The sequence below is a fragment of the Stenotrophomonas sp. genome, from assembly GCF_032099025.1.
In the GTDB taxonomy this organism is placed as follows: domain Bacteria; phylum Pseudomonadota; class Gammaproteobacteria; order Xanthomonadales; family Xanthomonadaceae; genus Stenotrophomonas.
Genome location: NZ_DAMCID010000016.1, coordinates 64,060 through 85,784 on the forward strand (window position 1 = coordinate 64,060; position 21,725 = coordinate 85,784).

17 protein-coding genes are annotated in these 21,725 nt (G+C 65.4%); 2 read left to right on the forward strand and 15 right to left on the reverse strand.

The window, feature by feature from the left end:
• Positions 1 to 84: 84 nt before the first annotated feature.
• The 7 genes from RT456_RS12720 to RT456_RS12750 form a co-directional block, all read right to left on the reverse strand.
• Positions 85 to 243 (reverse strand): hypothetical protein, encoded by a 159-nt coding sequence (locus RT456_RS12720; RefSeq protein ID WP_313347214.1) that lies wholly within the window; start codon positions 241 to 243, stop codon positions 85 to 87.
• 28 nt (positions 244 to 271) lie between these two features.
• Positions 272 to 1,189 carry a hypothetical protein gene (locus RT456_RS12725; RefSeq protein WP_313347216.1) on the reverse strand — a complete coding sequence of 306 codons (918 nt, stop codon included), beginning with the start codon at positions 1,187 to 1,189 and terminating at the stop codon, positions 272 to 274.
• Between the two features lie 227 nt (positions 1,190 to 1,416).
• Positions 1,417 to 2,538, reverse strand: a complete 1,122-nt coding sequence (locus RT456_RS12730) for a PIN domain-containing protein (RefSeq protein ID WP_313347218.1) — start codon at positions 2,536 to 2,538, stop codon at positions 1,417 to 1,419.
• Positions 2,539 to 2,695: 157 nt separating this feature from the next.
• Positions 2,696 to 5,152: a prolyl oligopeptidase family serine peptidase gene (locus tag RT456_RS12735; protein ID WP_313347220.1), complete on the reverse strand. Its 2,457-nt coding sequence runs from the start codon at positions 5,150 to 5,152 to the stop codon at positions 2,696 to 2,698.
• A 138-nt stretch (positions 5,153 to 5,290) separates the two neighbouring features.
• On the reverse strand, positions 5,291 to 5,713 hold the full coding sequence (locus RT456_RS12740; protein WP_313347222.1) for a DUF4279 domain-containing protein: 423 nt from the start codon (positions 5,711 to 5,713) through the stop codon (positions 5,291 to 5,293).
• Positions 5,714 to 5,724: 11 nt separating this feature from the next.
• On the reverse strand, positions 5,725 to 6,042 hold the full coding sequence (locus RT456_RS12745) for a DUF5076 domain-containing protein (RefSeq protein ID WP_313347223.1): 318 nt from the start codon (positions 6,040 to 6,042) through the stop codon (positions 5,725 to 5,727).
• A gap of 96 nt (positions 6,043 to 6,138) precedes the next feature.
• The gene (locus RT456_RS12750; protein WP_313347224.1) at positions 6,139 to 7,398 is read right to left on the reverse strand and encodes a cytochrome P450; all 1,260 of its coding nucleotides are present in this window, start codon (positions 7,396 to 7,398) and stop codon (positions 6,139 to 6,141) included.
• Between the two features lie 580 nt (positions 7,399 to 7,978).
• Between RT456_RS12750 and RT456_RS12755 the strand changes: the two genes are divergently transcribed.
• Positions 7,979 to 8,755 (forward strand): HipA family kinase, encoded by a 777-nt coding sequence (locus RT456_RS12755; protein WP_313347226.1) that lies wholly within the window; start codon positions 7,979 to 7,981, stop codon positions 8,753 to 8,755.
• Entirely contained in the window at positions 8,733 to 9,122 is a 390-nt protein-coding gene (locus RT456_RS12760) for a DUF3037 domain-containing protein (RefSeq protein WP_313347227.1), read from the forward strand. The genes RT456_RS12755 and RT456_RS12760 overlap by 23 nt, the downstream gene beginning before the upstream one ends.
• 39 nt (positions 9,123 to 9,161) lie before the next feature.
• Here the strand turns inward: RT456_RS12760 and RT456_RS12765 are convergent, their stop codons facing one another.
• From RT456_RS12765 to ligA, 8 genes are all read right to left on the reverse strand, one after another.
• On the reverse strand, positions 9,162 to 9,614 hold the full coding sequence (locus RT456_RS12765; RefSeq protein WP_313347229.1) for a transposase: 453 nt from the start codon (positions 9,612 to 9,614) through the stop codon (positions 9,162 to 9,164).
• Positions 9,615 to 10,034: 420 nt separating this feature from the next.
• Entirely contained in the window at positions 10,035 to 12,566 is a 2,532-nt protein-coding gene (locus RT456_RS12770; protein WP_313347230.1) for a membrane-bound PQQ-dependent dehydrogenase, glucose/quinate/shikimate family, read from the reverse strand.
• Between the two features lie 259 nt (positions 12,567 to 12,825).
• A complete protein-coding gene (gene gyrA, locus RT456_RS12775) occupies positions 12,826 to 15,540 on the reverse strand; it encodes a DNA gyrase subunit A (RefSeq protein ID WP_313347232.1) in 2,715 nt (904 codons plus the stop codon).
• Between the two features lie 149 nt (positions 15,541 to 15,689).
• On the reverse strand, positions 15,690 to 16,763 hold the full coding sequence (mtnA, locus tag RT456_RS12780; RefSeq protein WP_313347233.1) for an S-methyl-5-thioribose-1-phosphate isomerase: 1,074 nt from the start codon (positions 16,761 to 16,763) through the stop codon (positions 15,690 to 15,692).
• 55 nt (positions 16,764 to 16,818) lie between these two features.
• A complete protein-coding gene (locus tag RT456_RS12785; RefSeq protein WP_313347280.1) occupies positions 16,819 to 17,505 on the reverse strand; it encodes a DUF3011 domain-containing protein in 687 nt (228 codons plus the stop codon).
• Between the two features lie 201 nt (positions 17,506 to 17,706).
• Positions 17,707 to 18,651, reverse strand: a complete 945-nt coding sequence (gene epmA / locus RT456_RS12790; protein WP_313347235.1) for an EF-P lysine aminoacylase EpmA — start codon at positions 18,649 to 18,651, stop codon at positions 17,707 to 17,709.
• Entirely contained in the window at positions 18,648 to 19,133 is a 486-nt protein-coding gene (locus RT456_RS12795) for a GNAT family N-acetyltransferase (RefSeq protein ID WP_313347237.1), read from the reverse strand. Before RT456_RS12795 ends, epmA begins: the two co-directional genes overlap by 4 nt.
• An 86-nt stretch (positions 19,134 to 19,219) precedes the next feature.
• Entirely contained in the window at positions 19,220 to 21,685 is a 2,466-nt protein-coding gene (ligA, locus tag RT456_RS12800; protein WP_313347239.1) for an NAD-dependent DNA ligase LigA, read from the reverse strand.
• Positions 21,686 to 21,725 lie beyond the last annotated feature (40 nt).

The window sequence follows — 21,725 nt, forward strand, 5'->3', positions numbered from 1 at the left end:
CCCGCACTTTGCCTGCCGCACCGCCACACGTCCACAACCCGCGCAGGGACACGCCCTGCGTGTCCCCCGATCCAGCCGACGCGTTTACTTCGCGTTTTTGACGTACGTATCGAACCAGTTGAGCATTTCCGACACCAGCTGTTCGTTCGATTCCAGCGCCGTATACCAGTGCGGTTCGTTGGGCAGCATCACCAGGCGGGTGATGCCGCCGTTGCCACGGATAGCCTGGTAGAGATTACGCACCCAAAGAGGATGGCGATCGCACCGACCACTAGCTTGCGGCGGCGGGGTTTCTCGTCGTCGGATACCCGGAAAGCCAGCTTTCATAATTTTCTTTACTTGGGATGAGCCCGCTCTCCTTGAGCAAACTCAAGTCTGCGGCGAGGGCACGCGGGGCGGATCTGTCGATCTTCCGTAGCTTAGCCGCAACGTTGGCTGCATGCTCCAGCAGATCTTCGACCAGCTCGACGACGAAAAATGCCAGGTCATCCGTATAAAGCTTGAGGGCCTCCATACTGGTCTTGAACATAAGATTGGATCCACCCTCTTTATCGGGGAAACCAAAATAAATGCGCATCTTCTCCTCCAAACCAGCGCTCGAACTGCGGAGCTCCTCGATAACTCTGTAACGATGCTCCAGCGCGACCTGATGCTCGACCAAGGTCTGCTCAAGCATCGCAGTGAGAGCCAGTGCCCTACCTGGCATCATTTGACCAGCCATTACCAAGCCATTTAGTCCATCAATGGGCAACTTCAATGGCGAAAGGTGAAGCATGTTGAATTTCACTTTCACCTGCTGACCTGAATGCGACCGCTCGTATAGGTGAGCCTCTAATTCTCGCCGAGACAGCTCAAACTCATCAAAGAGTGGGACAACATGCTGCTTCTTCAGAGAGTAAATTGCATCCAAAGCAGTCATCCCGAGAACAACCGCCGCGTTTGCCTGCCTCAAGGCATCTCCCAGCTCCTTCTTCCTCGCTGCACGCGCTGTCGCCAAGCCAGCCCCCCAAGCACCGAATGCTGCACCAGCAAGCGCAGAGACTGATGCACTCACGAAAGAAGAATTTAGAAAGTCCATCACAGTCACCACACCCATCTCTACACCCCCATCCAATTCAAGTTGCAGCGCAGACCCACAGACGGAGAAACTCTTCGCCAAGATTTTCAATCGCATATCGAGGAAGGCCAAGCATGCGCATCAAGAACTGGAACTCAATTGAGTTCCGTCCTTCGTAAAGTATCAAAATGGTAAATCCCGTCATTTGTACCCTGGCAGCCAATCGACTCCATAAAGCGTGCATGAGCCTGATCGCCCCCCACCACCCGCGGCCAATGAAGCGGTTCGTTGCTTGTAGCAGACCCTCAACCCGATCTACCCGCCAAACGCCCAGTGGCTCCACGAAGAGCACACCTTGACTAGTACTCGTCGGGGCCACCCAAATCCATTTCAACCTCTCCAACATCTACTGATATTCGCGGCTCAATCAGCTCAACCTCCACAACCGATAACTCGCCATTTTCGACGTTGTCATACTCAAAGTGAACAAGGCAAGCAATAACCACGCTTTCATCATGGAGCAGTTCCGTGGAACCCATGGAAATATAGTCACGATCAACCGAATCATACACTTCAAATGTGAAGTTCACGACCAGACCCAAATCTACCTCAACGTCGACGCGCATCACAAACTGCTCGAAATCCGCACCAATTAACTCACAAGCCGAGCTTGAAAGATCAGATACATTCGCGCTCAACGACACCTCCGCTACTTCATAATCGAAATGATGGTAGCTGTGCGCCTGAACGTCAATATCAGCACTGATCACACGATCCGAGAGCATTCTTTCAAAGTCGACAAATCCGATAGAACTAAGATTTGCTATCGCGCGCTGCAGCAGCATCGGCTGAGCAACCTGCAACGCACCAATAACATCAGCCAACGAGGGTGCACTGTGGACGCGACCACTCGTATCACAGTATTCATGCCACCCTTTGTCATCCGATATCACTACGACAGTTGTCAGGCTCCTCTCTGCCCAACCAGCAAGAGCGCTCAACGCAAAGGCATCCGGAAATTCAGACTTCTTCCTTGCCTCGAAAGGCGCGGACTCGGAAGCAAATCTTTGAATAACATCCTCAAGATTCGCAAAATCCGACACCTTTATTCGCTTCCCGTTAACGCTGTCAACGAAGGCATCCATCCTGCCCTTTGCAAACAAATCGAAATCATCAACCCTTTCCAAAATTTGATCAGCACTTTGCCCAATTAAACCCAATGCATCTGCCACTCTGAGGCTTTTCCTGAGCGGCCCTATTGCCTCCTGCGCCTTAGCAGCCATATGTCGAACAATCTCCGACTCGATGACATCGGGAACTAGTAACGATATTCCAGATTCTCGAAGTCCAATCAGCTGCGACAGTATGCCCCTATGAAAGGCGAAGCTCTGTGCTTCGAACACATTTGTGTCGATACAGATCGCCGCAACTTCATTTTGCGCAATTGATTGACGCAACCCTGCTTTGTCCAACTGTCCCATAGTGACCCCAAGAATACCCAACTCACCGTTTTAACCAGTTCAAACGCCAATCGATTGAATACGTAGCGAACGCGATTACTATTAGTACAACATCGTGGGCGGCCTATGTCACAGGGTCGTCAACATCTTCCCCAGCCAATACAAGACCATCACGATTCTACCTAGCGTTTTTGACGTACGTATCGAACCAGTTGAGCATTTCCGACACCAGCTGTTCGTTCGATTCCAGCGCCGTATACCAGTGCGGTTCGTTGGGCAGCATCACCAGGCGGGTGATGCCGCCGTTGCCACGGATGGCCTGGTAGAGCTTGCGCGACTGGAACGGCTCGGTGCCCGGATTCGCGTCATCCTCGCCGTGCACCAGCAGCAGCGGCAGCTTGATCTTGTCGGCGTAGAAGAACGGCGACGCCTTCAGGTACACGTCCTGCGCCTGCCATACCGAGCGGCGCTCGTTCTGGAAACCGAACGGGGTGAACGTCTTGTTGTACGAGCCGCTGGTGGCCACGCCGGCCTTGAAGAGGTTGGTGTGTGCGATCAGGTTGGCGGTCATCAACCCGCCGTGGCTGTGGCCGGTAACGCCGATGCGGTTGCGGTCGACCACGCCCAGGTCCACCGCCTTGTCCACGGCGGCCTTGGCATCGGCTTCCAGCTGTTCCAGGTAGGTGTCGTAGGCGGTCTTGGGGTCGCCGACGATCGGGAACGAGGCGTTGTCGATGATCGCGTAGCCGGCCAGCAGCATCAGCCGGTACGGCGCCAGGCGGGTGAAGGTCTGCTGCGAGCCGGACACCTGCCCCGCCTGCGCGGCGTTGGCGAAGTCGGCCGGGTAGGCGTACAGGATCGCCGGCACGCGTTGGCCTTCCTGGTAGCCCGGCGGCGTGTACAGGGTGAACGACAGGTCCACGCCATCGGCGCGTTTGTACGTCACCAGCCGCTTCTTGATCTGGCGCACTTCCGGGGTCGGGTCGGTCAGCCGGGTCAGTGCGCTGGCGGTGGAGGCGTACTGCGCTTCGCCGTCCTTCGCTGCGGCCTCGCGCTCGCCCTGCTGGCGCACGAATGCGTTCGGCGGGTCCATCACCGACTGGTGCCAGGTCAGGTAGCGGCCCGGGGTGGCGGTCAGCCCCAGCACCTGCTCATAGGCATCGGTGCTGCTGCGGAACAGCCGCTCGGTCTTGAGCGAGCCCAGGTCGAGGCGATCCAGGAACGGGCGGTCGCCCTGCGGCGAACTGCCCTGCCCGCGCAGGAACACGAACGCGCCGTCCTGGCGTACGACCGATGCGCCATTGGGGAGGCGCTTGAAGACGAGGTTGCCCGGATCGGCGTACTGCTCGTCACTGGAGAGGTCCCACAGCAGGCGGCCTTCCTGCTTAGGGTTGTCCACGTCGACGATGCGGGTCTGGCGCCAATGGCGGTTCTCGTCGTTCTCGAACAGGAACGACACCGCCGGGTCCGCGCTCCACGCGATGCCCTCGAAACGCTGCGCGGTGCGCGCGATCTCCTGCGGCTTGCCAGTGAACGGCGCCTTCAATGCCAGCACCCGGTCGCGATGCGGCACCGTCACCTTCCAGTCGCCCTTGTCCAGCGCTTCGGCATACACCAGCGTGGCCGGATCGGTGGAGCGCCAGTCGAACTCGCGCGGGCCTTCCGGCACGCCGTGCACCGGCACGCGGTCGGCCAGTGGCAGGCTGGCAACCGGCGTGCTGCGGCCGGTGCCCAGGTCGACCACCGCTACGTCATTGGCGAAACGCTGGTACGTCACCGCATGCGAGAACGGCGCCTTGAGGGTTTCGGTGAGCACATGCACGCCATCGGGGGCCGCATTGATGTCGTTGTACAGCGCGGGTGCACCGACGTTGCGCACGCTGCCGGCGGCGGTGTCGACCACCGCCAGCTGCGAGGCACCGTAGTATGCGAACAGCGCTTCGTCGTGCACGCTGGTCAGCGTGTCGCGGGCCTCATAGGTGCTGCTCTCGCCGCTGCTGCCCAGCGACTCCTGCACGTCCGGGCCGCCCGGCCCATTGCCGCTGGACGGCGCCGGGCCCTGGTTGGCCGGCACGGTCTTCACCAGAAGTTGCTGGCCGCCGCCGAGCCATTGCACGGTGTAGCCGAAGATCGGGTTGAGCTGTACGTTCGGAATCTGCTTGACCTGACCGGTCTGCGCGTCGCCCACCCACAGCTGCACCGAGGTCTCCACCGCGTTCTGGAACGCGAAGCGGCTGCCATCGGCCGACCACTGCGCGGCGCTCGCGCAGCCCTGCGGCAACGCTACCTTGGTGTTGCGGGCGGTGCCGACCTCGACGAGGGTGAAATCGGCCACGCAGGCCGGGATGCCGTAGCCGCCCTGCGTGTCGTGGCGGCTGCGGTTCTTCGGCTCCAGGCGCACGCCAGCCAGCTTCAGATAAGGCTGGGCAACGCGCTCGATCGACGGGTAGGTCTGCAGCGTGGTCAGCAGCAGCCGCTGCCCGCTCGGGTCCAGGCTGGGCTGCGGCGGCGGCGGTGCCTTGAGCACCTTGAGCAGCGCCTCCGGCGGCTTGGCGTAGTCGGCGAAGGCCGGTGTGGCGACAGTGAGCGTTGCCACGGCAATGGCCGAAGCCAGGCAGGTACGACGGATGAGCATCCAGATCCCCTTGAAAGTATGGGTTCCCGGCGGCGCACGTGTCGCCGGCATCCCGTGGAATCTAGCACCGGGGCGCCGTGCTGGAATGGGCCGAAAGCACTAGGTGCGTTGCCGGCCTTGCGCTGCGGATGCCGTCAGTCAGGCGCCCTGGTATACGTCGTGGACAAGCGAGATGCCCAGCGCTGCCATGCGACCGAGCAACCGGGGCGGCAGCTCAACGGCGAAGTTCCGGTTGCTGTGCGAACTGAACCATATGCGGATCGTCCCCTGTTCGGCGATCTTCAACAGGAACGCTGCGTGTGGCTCAAGCCAGCCCAATGTGTCCTCCAGCGCGTCCTCGAAACGCTCTTCGGTGGACTCCCGCCAACGCTCGGAGAAGGGGTTGCAGGTCCAGTACGATTCCGGCCACGTCCCCTGCAGCAACGTGCCCTTCGGCGTGCGGCGCGGCTCTCCTGCCTTCCAGAACGTGTCTGCAGACTTGCCAAGTGCCTGGCTGATCAGCTCAGGATCGAAGGACGGATGGGTGATCCTGATGTCCAGGATGTACGTGTAGGTCTGCAAGAAACCCGTCCTCAGTTCGACAGCCGGCGTTCGCCGCTGTCCAGGATCGCGCCTTCGATGCTGTCCTTGGGTGCGCCGACACGTTCCATGAAGTCGCGCAGCATCACGTCCCGGCAGTGCTCCAGTGACTGGCCATCGCGTTCGGAGAACATGCGCGCGGCGTGCTCGAACAGATCGGACAACAGCTCACCAAAGTCGGCAGCGCCGCCACTGAGATCGGAATTGAGCGTCACGTGCAGTTCTTCGTGAGCCGCCCACAGGCGCATGATCTCGAACGCCTCCGGGTCACTCAACACGCCGTCGGGGATGCGCAGTTCATCGGTATACATGGGTTTCTTCCGTGATGGTGTTTGGGTCGTGTCGCTGCATGCGTTGGCGGCCCACCCCCTGCGGACCGCTACGGCATCACGGTAAGACGAGCGCACTTACTCCGTCAATGGATCCCCGTGCGCAGCGGCCATGCGCGCCGCTGCGGCATGCGGACAGACCGGCGCGGCATCACGCTGGGGTACCGGTCGCGGTGCAGGAGTGCCCACCTGACGCGGCGCCACCACCCCCTTGAAGTCGATGGGAATGGCAAACCCCTCCAGTTGCATCCAGGGCGCCGGATCGGCCTGTACCTGGATATCGAAATCCCGCGTGACCAGCGCACAGAACAGGATCAGCTGGGCGTGCCCGACCGCGCTGCCGATGCATGCCCGGGAGGAGAATCCAAATGGGACGTAGGCGCCCTTGTTGGGCTGACGGCGCGACGGGAGCCACCGGTCAGGATCAAATACGTCGGGCGCATCCCAGAACTCCGGCGAATGGTGCTGGTAATACGAGGACAGCTCGTAGGCCGCGCCCTTCTTGATGGTCACGCCCTCGGCCTCGATGTCATGCCAGGCCGGGCGACGCAGTGCGAACAGGCCGGGCCACACGCGGATGGTTTCCTTGACGAACCGCGAGGTGCACGGCAGATCCTTCATGGGCAGCGAATACAGCGTTTCCAGGTCAAGCGCCGTGGTCTCGGCCTGGATGCGCTCGCGCCACTCGGGGTAGCGATGCATCGCATACAGCAGGCTCGCCGCGGTGATGCCCGGCAGGCCGGACATTCCGGCCAGCACCGTCGAAACAAGATAGGCCACGCGGTCGACGCCAATCCGCCCCGCCAGGGGCAGCAGCGACTGCAGGAAATCGTCATGCGTGCGGCCTTTATCGCGCGACCGCTGTTTGATGTGGCGGGTGACCGTGCGCGCCGCCTTGCGTGACAGGTGAAAATTCAGAATGCGGCGCAGCAGCGAGAAATCCTGCTGCACGATGCCGCTGTAGCGGGTCTTCTGCTCGCCCACCAGCGCATCGATATCGCGCTGGTTCATGCCACCGATCAAAAGGGGAAGCAGCGGCTCGGAAATGGTCCACCAGCTGAGTTCGCTCAGGTCCTGCACCGTGCCGCAGCGCTGGGACAGGTATGCATGCATGCGCGTATACAGCGTGCGCATGTGCTCCGGTGCCGCAAGCCGGCCGCCCTGCTCGCTCAGCAATGCCCGGACTTCCCGCCATGCAACGGGTGTGCGCGATCCACGCAGGCCGAGAAAATCGATGAGTGAATCAGGCACCGTGTGCTTGTCGGTGTTGGCCTTGTCGACCTTGACCGCCAGCGTTGGATCGAAAATGCCGACCACGTCGTTCTGGAATGCAAGCACCGGCCCTTCCCGGCGAACCCGTTCAAGCAGGTCGTCGATTGAAACGACTTCCGCGTCTGTGCCCTGATCCGCCATCTCACCGCCTCCCTGAAATGCCAGGGGTGGCCATTGACCACCCCTGGCGTGCTCATGAAAACACGCGGAGAATCTGCGCTTAGAAAATGATCCAGTAAATGTACTTCGAACGGATGCTCTGGGTCGGACTGACCGAACGGAGGTTCAGGGAAACCTGCAAGGCGCGAACAAGATTAGCCATGATATGACTCCTGGTTGTTTCGTTGTTGTCCCGATATCGAATACCAGATGCTGGATGTCTGGCGCCTTGTTTTAGCACGCATGATCCGTCGAAATGGAATGTCGTTGAATCTGTCGTTATCCGGATAGTTTTCACACTGGTGCGCTCTTATTGGACGAGAGGCGCATCACAGTTTCGCCTGACGCGGGCGGCGGCCCCGCGCGGCCTGCGCAGGACACTCCGCGCGCCTCCCGCGCCTGCCTGGCCTCGGCGACACCCACCGCCCGGGCGCGGGGATGCATGGGCCACGCTAAGATGTCCAGGTCTTTTCATCACTGGATCCCCGTGCGTACCGTCCACGCGCTCCGCTACATCACCCCGCTCCGCGAGGGGGGCTCCCTGCCTGCCGTGGTCGAGACTGACGACGATGGGATGGTGGTCCTCAAGTTCCGGGGCGCCGGCCAGGGCCCCAAAGCGCTGATCGCCGAGCTGATTGCCGGCGAGTTGGCCCGCACCCTCGGCCTGCCTATTCCCGACATCGTGTTCGTGGAGCTGGACCGCGAGTTCGCCCGCACCGAGCCGGACCCGGAAATCCAGGACCTGATCCGCGCCAGTGAAGGCCTGAACCTGGGCAGCGATTACCTGCCCGGCGCGATCAATTACGATCCGGCGGCCATGCCGGTGGACGCTGACCTGGCCTCGCGCATCGTCTGGTTCGATGCCTTCACCAGCAACGTGGACCGCACCGCGCGCAACCCGAACCTGATGGTCTGGCACCGCAAGCTGTATCTGATCGACCATGGCGCGGCGATGTATTTCCACCACGATTGGGCCACCGCCGGCGATGTATGCGAGAAGCCGTTCCTGCTGATCCGCGACCAGGTGCTGCTGCCGTTCGCCACGAAGATCGCCGAGGTCGATGCCGAGCTGGCCGCGCGGCTGCCGGATGCGGAGATCGAGCGCATCGTCGGGCTGGTGCCTGACAGCTGGCTGGTCGACGAGCCCGCCTTCGACACCCCGGCAGCGTACCGCCAGGCGTACATCGATTATCTGACGTGCCGCCTGCGGTCGCGCGCCGCTTTCGTCCAGGAGGCCGTCCGTGCCCACGCTGCATACGTATGACTATGCGGTGATCCGCGTGGTACCGCGGGTGGAACGCGAAGAGTTCATCAACGTCGGGGTGATCGTCTCGTGCCCCGGCGCACGCCACCTGCAGGCCGCGATCGAGATCGACGCCGTGCGCATGCACGCCTTTGCGCCCTCGCTGGACGTGGAGGCGCTGCAACCGTGGCTGGATGCGATCGTGGCGATCTGCCGGGGCGACGCCAACGCGGGACCGATCGCCCAGCTGCCGGCGCGTGCGCGCTTCCATTTCCTGACCGCGAAGCGCAGCTCGATCGTGCAGATGTCGAGCACGCATGTGGGGCGCACTGCGGACCCGCAGGGGGTGGTGGAGCATCTGATGCGGAAGATGGTGCGGGTGGTTTGACGGTGGGTCATGAAAGGCTGCACCGACAGCCGGTTGGGTCTACCCAACCGGCCAGCGGCACCATGCATGCGGGTACTCACCCAGGCATTCCGCCAGCTTTGCGCGCACCGGATTGGCGAGGATGTACATCGCCTGTTCGCGCAGGGATTCCTCCGTTCGAATGGCATGGTCGTAATAGCCCGGTTGCCACACTCTGCCGCTGCGCCCCTGGCAGCGGTTGAGCAGGAAGCTGGTGCGCGCCTTGAAGCGCTGGACGCAGTAACCCAGCGTGTGGCCGCGCAGCTGTGCGAGCCAGTGGATGTGATCGGGCATGACGACCCACGCCAGTGAGCTGGTGACGCCTTCCGCATCCATCGCGCGGAGGATGCGCATGGGAATCTCCGCGCATCGGGCGTCGTCGAAGTAGCGATGACGCTGCTCGCAGACCATGGTGAGTGCGTAGACGTTGCCGATCATGGACCGGCGCCCGATGTGGAGTTGTGGGCTGCTCATGGGGCCACGATGCCGTGCGTGGCGAAGTCGCGGTATCGGCGTTCTGTGATTGGTTTTGTCGGGGCAGCCGCCTGTTGAGTGTCGGGTCTATGGCAGGGCGGCTGGGCGGCTGGGCGGCTGGGCGGCTGGCAGGCTGCCCGGCTGGCCGACTGGCCGACTGGGTAGAGCCGACTGTTAGTCGGCTGCTCCCCGCCGGCGACGCTCCAATCAACGGCAGCCGACTAACAGTCGGCTCTACCCAGTCGGTGTTGTCCGGTTTTGCCCTGTCGGTTTTGCCCGGCCGGTGTAGCCCGGCCGGTGTAGCCCGGCCGGTGTAGCCCGGTCGGTTTCGCCCGATCGGTGTTGCCCGGCCGATTTTGCCCGGCTGGTCATGCCCGGTCCGTTTTGCCCGGGCCGTTTTACTCGGTCTGCACGTTCGCGCTAACGCTGCGTCTTCGGCAACGCGTACGCCATCACGTAATCGCCCGGTGGCGTTTCCATGAAGTGGTGGCCGCCGGCCATGATCACCACGTATTGTCGGCCCTGGTATTCGTAGACCATCGGGTTCGCCTGGCCGCCCGCGGGCAGTCTGGCGTGCCAGAGCTCCTTGCCGGTCTTGAGGTCGATCGCGCGCAGCAGGTCGTCGGTGGCGGCGGCGATGAAGATCAGGCCGCTGGCGGTGATCGCGGAACCACCATTGTTGGGCGTGCCGATTTCGATCGGCAGGCCCGAACGGATGCCGAACGGGCCGTTGCCGCGTGCGCTGCCGAACGGGCGGTCCCAGAGCAGTTCACCGCTGCGCAGGTCGATGGCGCGGATGCCGCCATAGGGCGGCTGCTTGCACAGCAGCCGGGTGAAGGGCAGCCGCCAGCCGGCGTTGACATCGATGCCGTATGGCGTGCCGGTCTGCGGATCCCCTGCCCCCTCTGCACCGCCACGGTCGGCGCGCACCAGTTCGCGGGGGACCCAGCCCTTGCGATCCGCTTCGGCGCGCGGCACCAGCCGGTTGTAGTTGGGCATGTCGTTGTAATTGGCCACGATCACGCCGTGGCGCGGGTCCACCGCGACCCCACCCCAGTCCGAACCGCCGTTGTAACCGGGATATTCAATCGAATGGCGGTCGGCGGTGGGCGGTGTGTAGAAGCCTTCGTAACTGGCCTTGCGGAACTGGATGCGACACACCAGCTGGTCGATCGGGGTGATGCCCCACATGTCGCGCTCGGTCAGGTCGGGCCTGCGCAGGGTGTGGTACAGCGAGAACAGCTGGATGGGCGAACGCTGGTCAGGCTCGACACCGCCGCCCGGCACCCTGCGCTCCTCGGCAGGGGTGAGCAGCTGGCCGGTACGCCGGTCCAGGACGTACAGGTCGCCCTGCTTGGTGGGCAGCAGGATCGCAGGCACCTTGCCCGCGGCGGTGGGGTAATCGACCAGCGTGGCCTGCGAGCCCAGGTCGTAGTCCCAGACGTCCTTGCGCACTGCCTGGAAGTGCCATGCCGGCTTGCCAGTGGTCACATCCAGCGCCACCAGCGAGGTGGCGTAGCGGTTCTGGTTGTCCGTGCGCGAGCCGCTCCAGTAGTCGCCCGCCGAATTGCCCATCGGCAGGTAGACCAGGCCCAGCTGCTCATCACCGGTTGCGGTGGTCCACATGTTCGGCGTGCCGCGTGTATAGGTCTTGCCCTGCGGCGGCAGGCCGCTGCGCTCGGGCGCGTCCATGTCCCACGCCCAGCGCAGCTTGCCTGTCTGCGCGTCGTAGGCCTGGATCACGCCGGACGGCGCATCGCGACGCTGGCCGTCCAGCACCTGGTGGCCGGTCACGATCACGCCGCGCACGATCGCCGGCGGTGCGGTGATCGATACATACCCCGGCGGCGCCTCGCCCATCCCCAGGGTGATGTCGACCTGGCCGTTGTTGCCGAATCCCGGGCACGGCCGGCCGGTGGCGGCGTCGACCGCGATCAGGCGTCCGTCCAGCGTGCCTTCGATGATGCGTGCGGCGCACAGCGCGCGATTGCCCGCCGCCAGCGAACGCGTGCTCACGCTGGGCGGTGGCTCGGGCAGGGCCAGGTCGGCGGCGACGTCGGCCAGTACCGGGTCCACCTGCGGCACTCCGGGCACTTCGTAATAGGCCACGCCGCGGCAGGCGGCCGTATAGGGAATGGAGGCGTCGCGGACCTTGGGATCGAAGCGCCAGCGCTCCTTGCCGGTCGCCGCGTCCAACGCGATCAGCTGGTTGCGCGCGGTGCACAGGTACAGGCTGTCGCCGACCTTGAGCGGCGTGGTCTCGGCCCCCCAGCGCTTCTTCGGCAGGTCGCCGGTGCGGAACTGCCACGCCAGTTCCAGCTCGCCCACGTTGGCCGGGGTGATCTGCTGCAGCGGCGAGTAGCGCGTGGCGGCATTGCTGCGGCCCCACGCGGTCCAGTCGCCGGCGGCCGGTTCGTCGGCCGGTTGCGGGCTGGCCTCGCGGGTCGGCGCCAGACCGGCGCTCGCCGTGCTGTCCGGAAACGGCTGCGCGCCCGCCACCGCACCATGCGGGACGAACGCCAGGGTGAAGGCCACCGCGAACAACAGCCCCAAGATGGCGGCCAAGGTACGCGAGAGACGCTTCCGCACCGGTGTGCGCAGGGTGGGCAGCAGCAGTGCGAGGACGAACCCCAAGGCGGTCACCACCCCGAGTCTCGGCACCCAGCGCCAGTAGTCGCTGCCCGATTCCCACCAGGTCCAGACCAGCGTGCCGGCGAACACCAGCAGGTACATCCACGCGCCGCTGCGGCGGTTGCCCCACAGCAGCACGCCGGACACCAACAGCCCTGCCCCCGCCAGCACGTAGTACCAGGAGCCGCCCAGCTGCGCCAACCAGGCGCCCAAGCCGCCCAGCACCCCGCCGAGCAGGAGCAGGATCAGGGCAAGCACGGTGATGAGCGGGTGGCGCGCGGGCACCCCCACGGTCGGATCGGACGACGCTGCTGCGGACATCGGTGGTCTCCCCGGTACGGCAGAACCATGGCCGGCCTCCCCCGTCGGCCGCTTACGCCGCTTATGCCAGTGCGGGTGTGAATGCCGCGCGTTTTTTGTGGCGGCAATCCGGGAGCCGGCCAGCGGCCGGCACTACGGATCGGTGCTAGCCGGCCAGCGGCCGGCACTACCCGTTGGGCGCCGCGCGGTTTGGTGCGCGGCGTGAAACGAACAACGCCGGCACAGGGCCGGCGTTGTTCGCGGGTACCGCAGGCGTGGATCAGCCCTGCGGTGTGTCGTCACCGACGGCCGGTGCGGGGGCGGCGTCGACCGGCGTCACCGCCGCTTCAACCTCGTCCTCGCCCTCGTCGATGGAGGCATCCATCCGCTCCACCGCCTGCAGCTTCTCGTCCTTGGACAGGCGGATCAGGGTCACGCCCTGGGTGTTGCGACCCACGCGCGAGATTTCCGAGCCACGGGTACGCACCAGGGTGCCGCCGTCGGAGATCAGCAGGACCTCGTCGCGCGAGCCCATCAACACCGCGCTCACCAGCTTGCCGTTGCGCTCGGTGGTCTGGATGCCGATGACGCCCTGGGTGCCACGTCCCTTGCGCGGGTAATCCGGCAGCGGGGTGCGCTTGCCGTAGCCGTTCTCGGTGGCGGTCAGGATGTACAGCATGCTGTCGTCGTCACCGGCCTCGATCACGGCATCACCGTTCTCGACCACCGCTTCCTCGACCTGCACGTCGTCTTCGCTCTCGTCATCGCTGCCGCCGGCACGCTCGGCCACGATCAGGCTGACGACTTCCTCGCCCTTGGGCATCTTGATGCCACGCACGCCGGTAGCGGTACGGCCCATCGAACGAACCCGATCCTCGCCGAAGCGAACGGTCTTGCCGTTGGAGGCGAACAGCATGATGTCGCGGTCGCCGTCGGTCAGGCCAACGCCAACCAGCGCGTCGCCCTCATCGAGGTTGATGGCGATCTTGCCGCGCGCCAGACGGAACGCGAACTCGCTGAGCGGGGTCTTCTTGACCGTGCCGTTGCGGGTGGCAAAGAACACGAACTGGCCTTCGGCGTACTCGCGCACCGGCAGCACGGCCTGCACCCGCTCACCGGATTCCAGCGGAATCCAGTTGATGATCGGGCGCCCGCGCGCGTTGGAACCGGCTTCGGGCAACTGGTGCACCGGCAGCCAGAACACCTTGCCCGAGCTGGTGAAGGTCAGCAGCGTGTCATGCGTGTTGACCAGCCACAGCTGTTCGATGAAGTCCTCTTCCTTGGTCGACGCCGCGCTGCGGCCACGGCCGCCACGGCGCTGTGCGCGGTAGGCACTGACCGGCTGGCGCTTGACGTAGCCGGCGTGCGACACGGTGACCACCACGTCTTCCGGGGCGATCAGGTCGAGGATGTCCAGGTCTTCTTCGCTGTGGCGGATCTCGGTGCGGCGCTCGTCGCCGAACTCGGTACGCACGTTGACCAGCTCTTCGCGGATGACCTCACGCAGGCGGTCCGGATCTTCCAGGATGTGGATCAGCCCGGCGATGGTTTCCAGCAGCAGCTTGTACTCTTCGGTCAGGCGGTCCTGCTCCAGCCCGGTGAGGCGGTGCAGGCGCATTTCCAGGATCTGGGTCGCCTGGATCTCGGTCAGCTGGTAGCCGCCGGCAAGCAGGCCCACGCCCTTGGGCAGGTCTTCCGGACGCGAGGTCTCGGCGCCGGCAGCGCCCAGCATCGAACCGACCAGGCCCGGCTCCCACAGACGGGCGAGCATGCGTTCGCGCGCCTCGGTGGGATTGGGCGAGGTCTTGATCAGCTCGATCATCTCGTCGATGTTGGCCAGCGCGACGGTCAGGCCTTCGAGCACGTGGGCACGGGCACGCGCCTTGCGCAGCTCGAACACGGTGCGGCGGGTGACCACTTCGCGGCGGTGGCGCACGAAGGCCTCGAGCATCTGCTTGAGGTTCATCAACTGCGGGCGGCCATCGACCAGCGCCACCATGTTGATGCCGAACACCGACTCCATCTGGGTCTGCTGGTAGAGGTTGTTCAGGACAACATCGGCCGACTCGCCACGCTTGATTTCGATGTAGATGCGCATGCCGTCCTTGTCGGACTCATCGCGCAGCTCGCTGATGCCTTCGAGCTTCTTTTCCTTGACCAGCTCGGCGATCTTCTCGATCAACCGGGCCTTGTTCACCTGGTACGGGATCTCGGTGACGATGATCGATTCGCGGCCGTTGTCGGCCACTTCGATATCGGCCTTGGCGCGGATCCGCACCCGGCCACGGCCGGTGCGGTAACCGGCGACGATGCCGGCCGTACCGTTGATGATGCCCGCGGTCGGGAAGTCCGGGCCCGGGATGTATTCCATCAGGCCGTCGACATCGATGTCCGGGGTGTCGATCAACGCGATGCAGGCGTTGATCGATTCGGTCAGGTTGTGCGGCGGAATGTTGGTCGCCATGCCCACGGCGATACCGGCCGAACCGTTGACCAGCAGGTTCGGGAACCGGGTCGGCATGACCGTCGGCTCCAGTTCCTTCTCGTCGTAGTTGGGCTGGAAGTCGACGGTTTCCTTGTCGATGTCCGCCATCAGCTCATGGGTGAGCCTGGACATGCGGGCTTCGGTGTAACGCATGGCGGCGGCGGAGTCGCCGTCGACCGAACCGAAGTTACCCTGGCCATCGACCAGCATGTAGCGCAGCGAGAACGGCTGTGCCAGACGCACCAGCGTGTCGTACACCGACTGATCGCCATGCGGGTGGTACTTGCCGATGACGTCACCGACGATACGCGCCGATTTGAAGTAAGGCTTGTTGCTGTGCGCGTTCAACTCACTCATTGCGAACAGCACGCGGCGATGCACCGGCTTTAGGCCATCGCGCGCATCCGGGAGGGCGCGGCCCACGATCACGCTCATGGCGTAATCGAGGTAGCTCTTGCGCATCTCGTCTTCCAGGTTGACCTGGATGATTTCCTTGGCGGTTTCTGCCATTCGGGTTCCGTTGTCTGGTAGCGGTCCAGTCCGTCGCGCCAGCCCTTTCGGGGCGGTTGCGCCGGAATCTCGATTAACTGACGGAGTCTACCATAACGGGGGCCTTTCCGCCCGTTTTTACGCCGGTTTTACCGGCGAGAATCAGGCACTTACGAGGGGTTGGAGCCGAATGCGGCCTGCATGTTGGTGGTGTTCGGGCTCAGGATCACGCCCTTCTCGGTCACGATGGCATCGATCAGCTCGCCCGGGGTGACGTCGAAGACCGGATTCCAGGCGGCAATGCCTTCGGCCACGGTGCGGGTGCCGCCCACGCCGTACAGCTCGCCCGGGTCGCGCTGCTCGATCTCGATCTGGTCGCCGTTGGCCGTGTCCATGTCCACCGTGGACGAGGGGGCCACCACCATGAACTTCACGCCGTGGTGGCGGGCAGCGATGGCCAGCTGGTAGGTGCCGATCTTGTTGGCCGTATCGCCGTTGGCGCAGATCCGGTCCGCGCCGACGATCACCCACTGCACCGCACCGGTCTTCATCAGGTGCGAGGCGGCCGAGTCGGCGATCAGGGTGGCATCGATACCGTCCTGCTGCAGTTCCCACACGGTCAGCCGCGCGCCCTGCAGCCACGGCCGGGTCTCACCGGCGAAGACGCGCCCGATGCGGTGCTGGGCCATGCCCGCACGGATCACGCCCAGCGCGGTGCCGAAACCGGCGGTGGCCAGCGAGCCGGTGTTGCAATGGGTCAGCACACCGCTGCCGGTGTCGATCAGGCCGGCGCCCAGCGCGCCCATGTGGCGGTTGGCCGCCAGGTCTTCTTCGGCGATCGCCTGCGCTTCGTCGGCCAGCACCTGGGCCCAGTCGGCCCCGGCCGGCGCCAGCGCACGGCGCATGCGGGCCAGTGCCCAGGCCAGGTTGACGGCGGTGGGACGCGAGGCGTTCAGGCGCTGCAGCGCGGGTTCCAGCTTGGCCAGCGCCTGCGCGCCGTCCTCGGCCTGCACGCCCTGCGCGGCCAGCACGACGCCCCAGGCCGCGGCGATGCCGATGGCCGGTGCACCGCGCACGGTCAGCGCATGGATGGCCTCGGCCACCGCGTCGCTGTCGCGGCATTCCACATGTTCCACCACGAACGGCAGCTTGCGCTGGTCGAGCAGCTGCAGGGAATCACCGGTCCACAGGATCGGACGGATGTGGTCGTAGCGGGCGTAGTCGATTTCGGAGGATGCGTTCATCCCCCAATTGTAGAGCCACGTCCTGCGTGGCTGCGACCTTCCCGCGCCTGGGCCGTCAATTCACCTGGAATTCGGCGCGACAGCCGTTGTCCACCCAGACCCCACGCGCGTCCCAACCCCAGCCGCGACCTTCCTCGCAGGGGCTGCCGGAGAGCTGCTTGGACAGCCGCGCGCCCTTGCTGATGCTGGCACCGCAGAAGCGGCGCTGGCGGGACTTGGATTCGCATACCAGCAGGCGCGGGGCGTCGACGAAGCCGCTGCCGTCGACGGCGCCCACCTCGAAGTCGCCCTGGCAGCCCCGGGTCACCCAGACTTCGTTGCGGCGCGCGCCCCAGCTGTGGCCTTCGCGGCATGGCATGGCCGAGAGCTGGCGCAACAGCCGGACCGGTGCGCCCTGCAGCACCACGGGGCAGTTCTGCGGGCGTCCGCTGGATTCGCAGCGGACCACCCGGCGCACTTTGCGTTCGCCGGTGCCGGCGGTGCCGGCGGGCGTACGGCTGCGGAACTCGGCCCGGCAGCCCAGGGTCACCCACACCCCGGAACGATCGGTGCCCCACTCCGAGCCGCGCACGCAGCTGTTGTCGGACAGCTGGCGCACCAGGTCGACGCCATTGGCGACCGGCATGTCGCAGTGCACCCATTCCATGTCACGCGACTGGCAACGGACGACCTGGCCGGCGTAGCCGGTCTCGGCCCACGCCAGCGATGGGAGTGCGCCGGCACACAAGGCCAGGCCAAGCATCGACAGCGTCCAGCGCGCGGCGCCCAGGCGCGGCATGCGCCACCTCGGCAGCGAAGGCGACGGTCCTGCAGGTTCCAACAGCTTCATCAACACGGTCCCCGCCGCCACTGAACGATCACGTCGCCACCTTCCAACATCGGGTGTGATCAGAGCATCATCATGCGCAGCGCGCAAGACATCGGCGTCGCGAATGAACGTCGTTCAGGCGTGGGCGAAGTCGAATGCAAGTACGTCGGCGATGCGGCCGGTGCGGTTCATCGCCATCAGCAACCGGTCCACGCCCACCGCCACGCCGGCGCAGGCGGGCAGTGCCGGCAACGCGTCGAGCAGGCGTTCATCCAGCGGCGGCAGGACCGCGCCACGTGCACGCCTCACGGCATGGTCACGCAGGAAGCGGGTGCGCTGTTCATCTGCGTCGTTCAGTTCGTGATAGCCGTTGGCCAGCTCCACCGTGCCCAGGTACAACTCGAAGCGCTCGGCCAGTGGCGGGGTGCCGGGACGGATGCGGGCCAGTGCGGCCTGGCTGGCCGGCCAGTCGTGCACCACCGTCATGCTGTCGTCACCGAAGTGCGGCTGGATGCAGTGGGTCATGAGCAGGTCGAGCCAGTCGTCGCGGGTCAGCCCATCGGCGTCGATGCGCACGTCCGCCAGCGGTGCCTGCAGCTGCTCGATACCGGCCTCGAACGGGTCCAGCCCCACGTACTGCTGGTACAGGCTGCGGTAGTCGAGCACCCGCAAGGTCGCCTCGCGCTGCACCAGTGCCAACGCGTCGCGCACCAGCGCCACCGTCTCGTCGATCAGGCGGTGGTGGTCCCAGCCCACTCGGTACCACTCCAGCATGGTGAACTCGGGATTGTGGCGACCGCCGGCCTCGCCGTTGCGGAACACCCGGCCGAGTTCGTAGCAGTCGCCCACGCCGGCGGCCAGCAGCCGTTTGAGCGGGTATTCCGGGGACGTACGCAGCCAGCGCTGTGCGCTGCCGGCGTCCACATGGCCGCTGAAGCGGGTGTGGAAGCTGTCGATGTTGGGTTCGGTGTTGCCGGCGGCGGAGAGTATCGGCGTCTCCACTTCCAGCACGTCGCGCTCGGCGAAGAAGGCGCGGATCAGCGCGTTGAGCGCGGCACGCTGGCGCAGCGCGGCGATCACGCGCGCGCGTCCCGCATGCGCTTCTCCAGCTGCAGGGTGAGCAGGCTGCGGGTGTCGTCCACGTAGCCGGTGGCCAGGTACAGGCGGCGCGCCAGTTCGTTGTGGTGGTTCACTTCCAGGCGCATGCGCTCCACCCCGCGCGCATTGGCGCGCTGCTCCAGGATGGCCAGCGCCTGCTTGCCGCGGCCACGGCCGCGTGCGGCGTGGCTGAGGTACAACTCGTCGAGCAGCGCGAAGTGGCCGCCCTGCTCCAGGCTGAAGCCCATGGCCAGCGCGGCATGCCCCACCACCTCGCCGGTCTCGGACAACCACAGCAGCACCTCGCCGTTGCGCGGGTCTTCGAGCAGCGCGGCCAGTGCGCGGCGCACGCGCGCTTCGTCGAAGTCCAGCTGGTCCTCGGCGTAGAACGCGCGCATCAGGCCGATAACCAGTTCAGTGTCGGCGACGGTGGCGAGGCGGAAATCGAGGGGGGAGGTCTGCATGCTGTTTCCATCCGGTGGGTGGGGTCTGCGTGGGCCGGCCAACCGCCGCCGCCAGCGCGTAATGACCCCTCAAGGGGTACCGCGCGCTAGTGCTGCGCGGCGAGGTAGGCGACCAGGCGGTCTTCGTCCCAGACGTCGATGCCCAGTTCGGTGGCCTTGGTGAGCTTGGAGCCCGCGTCGGTGCCGGCGACCACGAAGGAGGTCTTCTTCGAGACGCTCCCGGCGACCTTGGCGCCGAGTGCTTCCAAGCGCTCCTTGGCCTCGTCGCGGGTCATCTGTGCGAGCGTGCCGGTCAGCACCACGGTCTGGCCGTCCAGCGGCCCGGCGGCCACATCGGCCTGTTCGGGCGCGCGTTGCAGCAGCGTGCGCCGATACGCCTCGGCCTTGAGCAGCATCGGCCCATGCCCGTCGCGGTCCAGCCATTCGGCGACGCCGAGCGCGACCTCGTTGGGCAGACCGGCGGCCACCAGCTGGACGGGCTCGGCGTCGAGCACGGCGGCGGCATCGGGCAGCAGCGCGGCCAGTTTCTCCGCGCGCAGCCGGGTGATGCCGGGAATCTCGGCCTCGACCAGCAACTGCGGGAAGTCCAGGCCGTCGCGCAGTTTCGCGCTCGGCGCATGGGTGTCGCTGATCTTTACCTGGCCCACCTGCAGCAGCGCGTCGATGGCCTCCTGGTTGCCCGGCTGTTCGAAGAAGTGGCCGAGTGAGCGCGCCACTTCACCGCCGATATCGGGCACGCGCTTGAACAGCGGCCATGGCAGGTGGCGGATCAGTTCCAGATCACCGAACCACGCGGCCAGCGCCTTGGCGGTGCTTTCACCCACGTGTTCGATGCCCAGCGCGAACAGCAGCCGCTCCAGGGTGGTGCTGCGGCTGGCGTCGATCGCGGCGATCAGGTTGTCGGCCCACCGGGTGGCAATCTTCTTCGTGTTCCAGTTGAACGGGGTCTGCAACGCCAGTGCGCGTGCACGCCAGCCCTCATCGGCCGCATCGAGCGCGAGAATGCCGCGCAGGTAATCGCCGCTGCCTTCGGGCGGCAGGTGCAGGGCGATCTGGCTGGCCAGCGCCTCGGGCGATTCGGCATCGAGCACCAGCTTCAGGTGCAGCAGCGGGTCGCGGGTGAGGCGGTACAGGTCGGCCACGCTGCGCACGATGCCGGCGTCGACCAGGGTTTCGATGTACTTGCCACCCAGCCCGTCGATGTCCATCGCGCGGCGCGAGGCGAAGTGCGCAATGGCTTCCTTGCGCTGTGCGGGGCAGCTCAGTTCGCCGGAGCAGCGCCAGGCGGCCTCGCCCTCTTCGCGCACGATGTCCGCGCCGCACACCGGGCAGTGGGCGGGCATCTGCCACGGCGTGGTACCCGCCGGGCGACGGTCGGCGATGACGCTGACCACTTCGGGAATCACATCGCCGGCGCGGCGCACGATCACCGTGTCGCCGACGCGCACGTCCAGCCGCGCGATCTGGTCGGCGTTGTGCAGGGTGGCGTTGGAGACGATGACGCCGGCCACCGCGACCGGATTCAGGCGCGCCACCGGCGTGGCGGCGCCGGTGCGGCCGATCTGGATCTCGATCGCCTCCACGGTGGTGGTCTGTTCCTGGGCCGGGAATTTGTGCGCGATCGCCCAGCGCGGCGCGCGCGAGACGAAGCCCATCTGTTCCTGCCCGGCGCGGTCGTCGAGCTTGTAGACCACGCCGTCGATATCGAACGCAAGGCCATCGCGACGCGCGCCGATGTCACGGTAATAGGCCAACAGCCCTTCGCTGCCCTCCACCACCTTGCACAGATCGCTGACCGGGAATCCCCAGTCGTTGAGTTGCGCTAGGGTGCCCGAATGGGTCGGCGGCAGTTCTCCGCCCTGCACTTCGCCAATCCCGTAGGCGTAGAAGCTCAGCTTGCGGCGCGCACTGAGCTTGGGGTCCAGCTGGCGCAGCGAACCGGCCGCCGCATTGCGCGGATTGGCCAGCACCTTGCCCTCGTGCAGACGTGCGTCGGCGTTGTAGGCCTCGAAGTCCGCGCGCGCCATGTACACCTCGCCGCGCACTTCCAGTACCTGAGGCCAACCACCGCCCTGCAGCACCTGCGGAATCACCTTGATCTGGCGCAGGTTGGCGCTGACATCCTCGCCGGTCGCGCCGTCGCCGCGGGTGGCGCCCTGCACGAACCGGCCGTCCTCGAAGCGCAGGCTGATCGCCAGGCCGTCCAGCTTGGGCTCGGCCGAGAAGAACAGCGCGTCGCGACGCAGGCGCTCACGGATGCGGCGCACGAAGTCGTGCACCTCCTCATCGCTGAAGGCATTGCCCAGCGACAGCATGGGCACCGCGTGGCGCACCTCCGCAAAACGCGACGCGGCCTTGCCGCCTACCCGCTGGGTCGGTGAATCGGCCTGCACCAGCTCGGGATGGGCCAGCTCCAGCGCCTCCAGTTCGCGCACCAGCCGGTCGTACTCGGCGTCCGGAATCAGCTGCTCGTCGCGGTCGTGGTAAGCCTTGCCGGCCTCGTCGATCTGGCGGCGCAGGCCTTCGGCACGTTGGGCGGGACTGGGACTCATGCGACGGGCATCCTGGAAGGGCTGTGAATTTTAGGCGCTG

Excerpts from the sequence above, each read along its gene's own strand:
- RT456_RS12730 (WP_313347218.1), bottom strand. The coding sequence starts at position 2,538 with ATGGGACAGTTGGACAAAGCAGGGTTGCGTCAATCAATTGCGCAAAAT.
- RT456_RS12735 (WP_313347220.1), bottom strand. The coding sequence starts at position 5,152 with ATGCTCATCCGTCGTACCTGCCTGGCTTCGGCCATTGCCGTGGCAACG.
- RT456_RS12745 (WP_313347223.1), bottom strand. The coding sequence starts at position 6,042 with ATGTATACCGATGAACTGCGCATCCCCGACGGCGTGTTGAGTGACCCG.
- RT456_RS12765 (WP_313347229.1), bottom strand. The coding sequence starts at position 9,614 with ATGAGCAGCCCACAACTCCACATCGGGCGCCGGTCCATGATCGGCAAC.
- RT456_RS12770 (WP_313347230.1), bottom strand. The coding sequence starts at position 12,566 with ATGTCCGCAGCAGCGTCGTCCGATCCGACCGTGGGGGTGCCCGCGCGC.
- gyrA (WP_313347232.1), bottom strand. The coding sequence starts at position 15,540 with ATGGCAGAAACCGCCAAGGAAATCATCCAGGTCAACCTGGAAGACGAG.
- mtnA (WP_313347233.1), bottom strand. The coding sequence starts at position 16,763 with ATGAACGCATCCTCCGAAATCGACTACGCCCGCTACGACCACATCCGT.
- RT456_RS12785 (WP_313347280.1), bottom strand. The coding sequence starts at position 17,505 with ATGCTTGGCCTGGCCTTGTGTGCCGGCGCACTCCCATCGCTGGCGTGG.
- RT456_RS12795 (WP_313347237.1), bottom strand. The coding sequence starts at position 19,133 with ATGCAGACCTCCCCCCTCGATTTCCGCCTCGCCACCGTCGCCGACACT.
- ligA (WP_313347239.1), bottom strand. The coding sequence starts at position 21,685 with ATGAGTCCCAGTCCCGCCCAACGTGCCGAAGGCCTGCGCCGCCAGATC.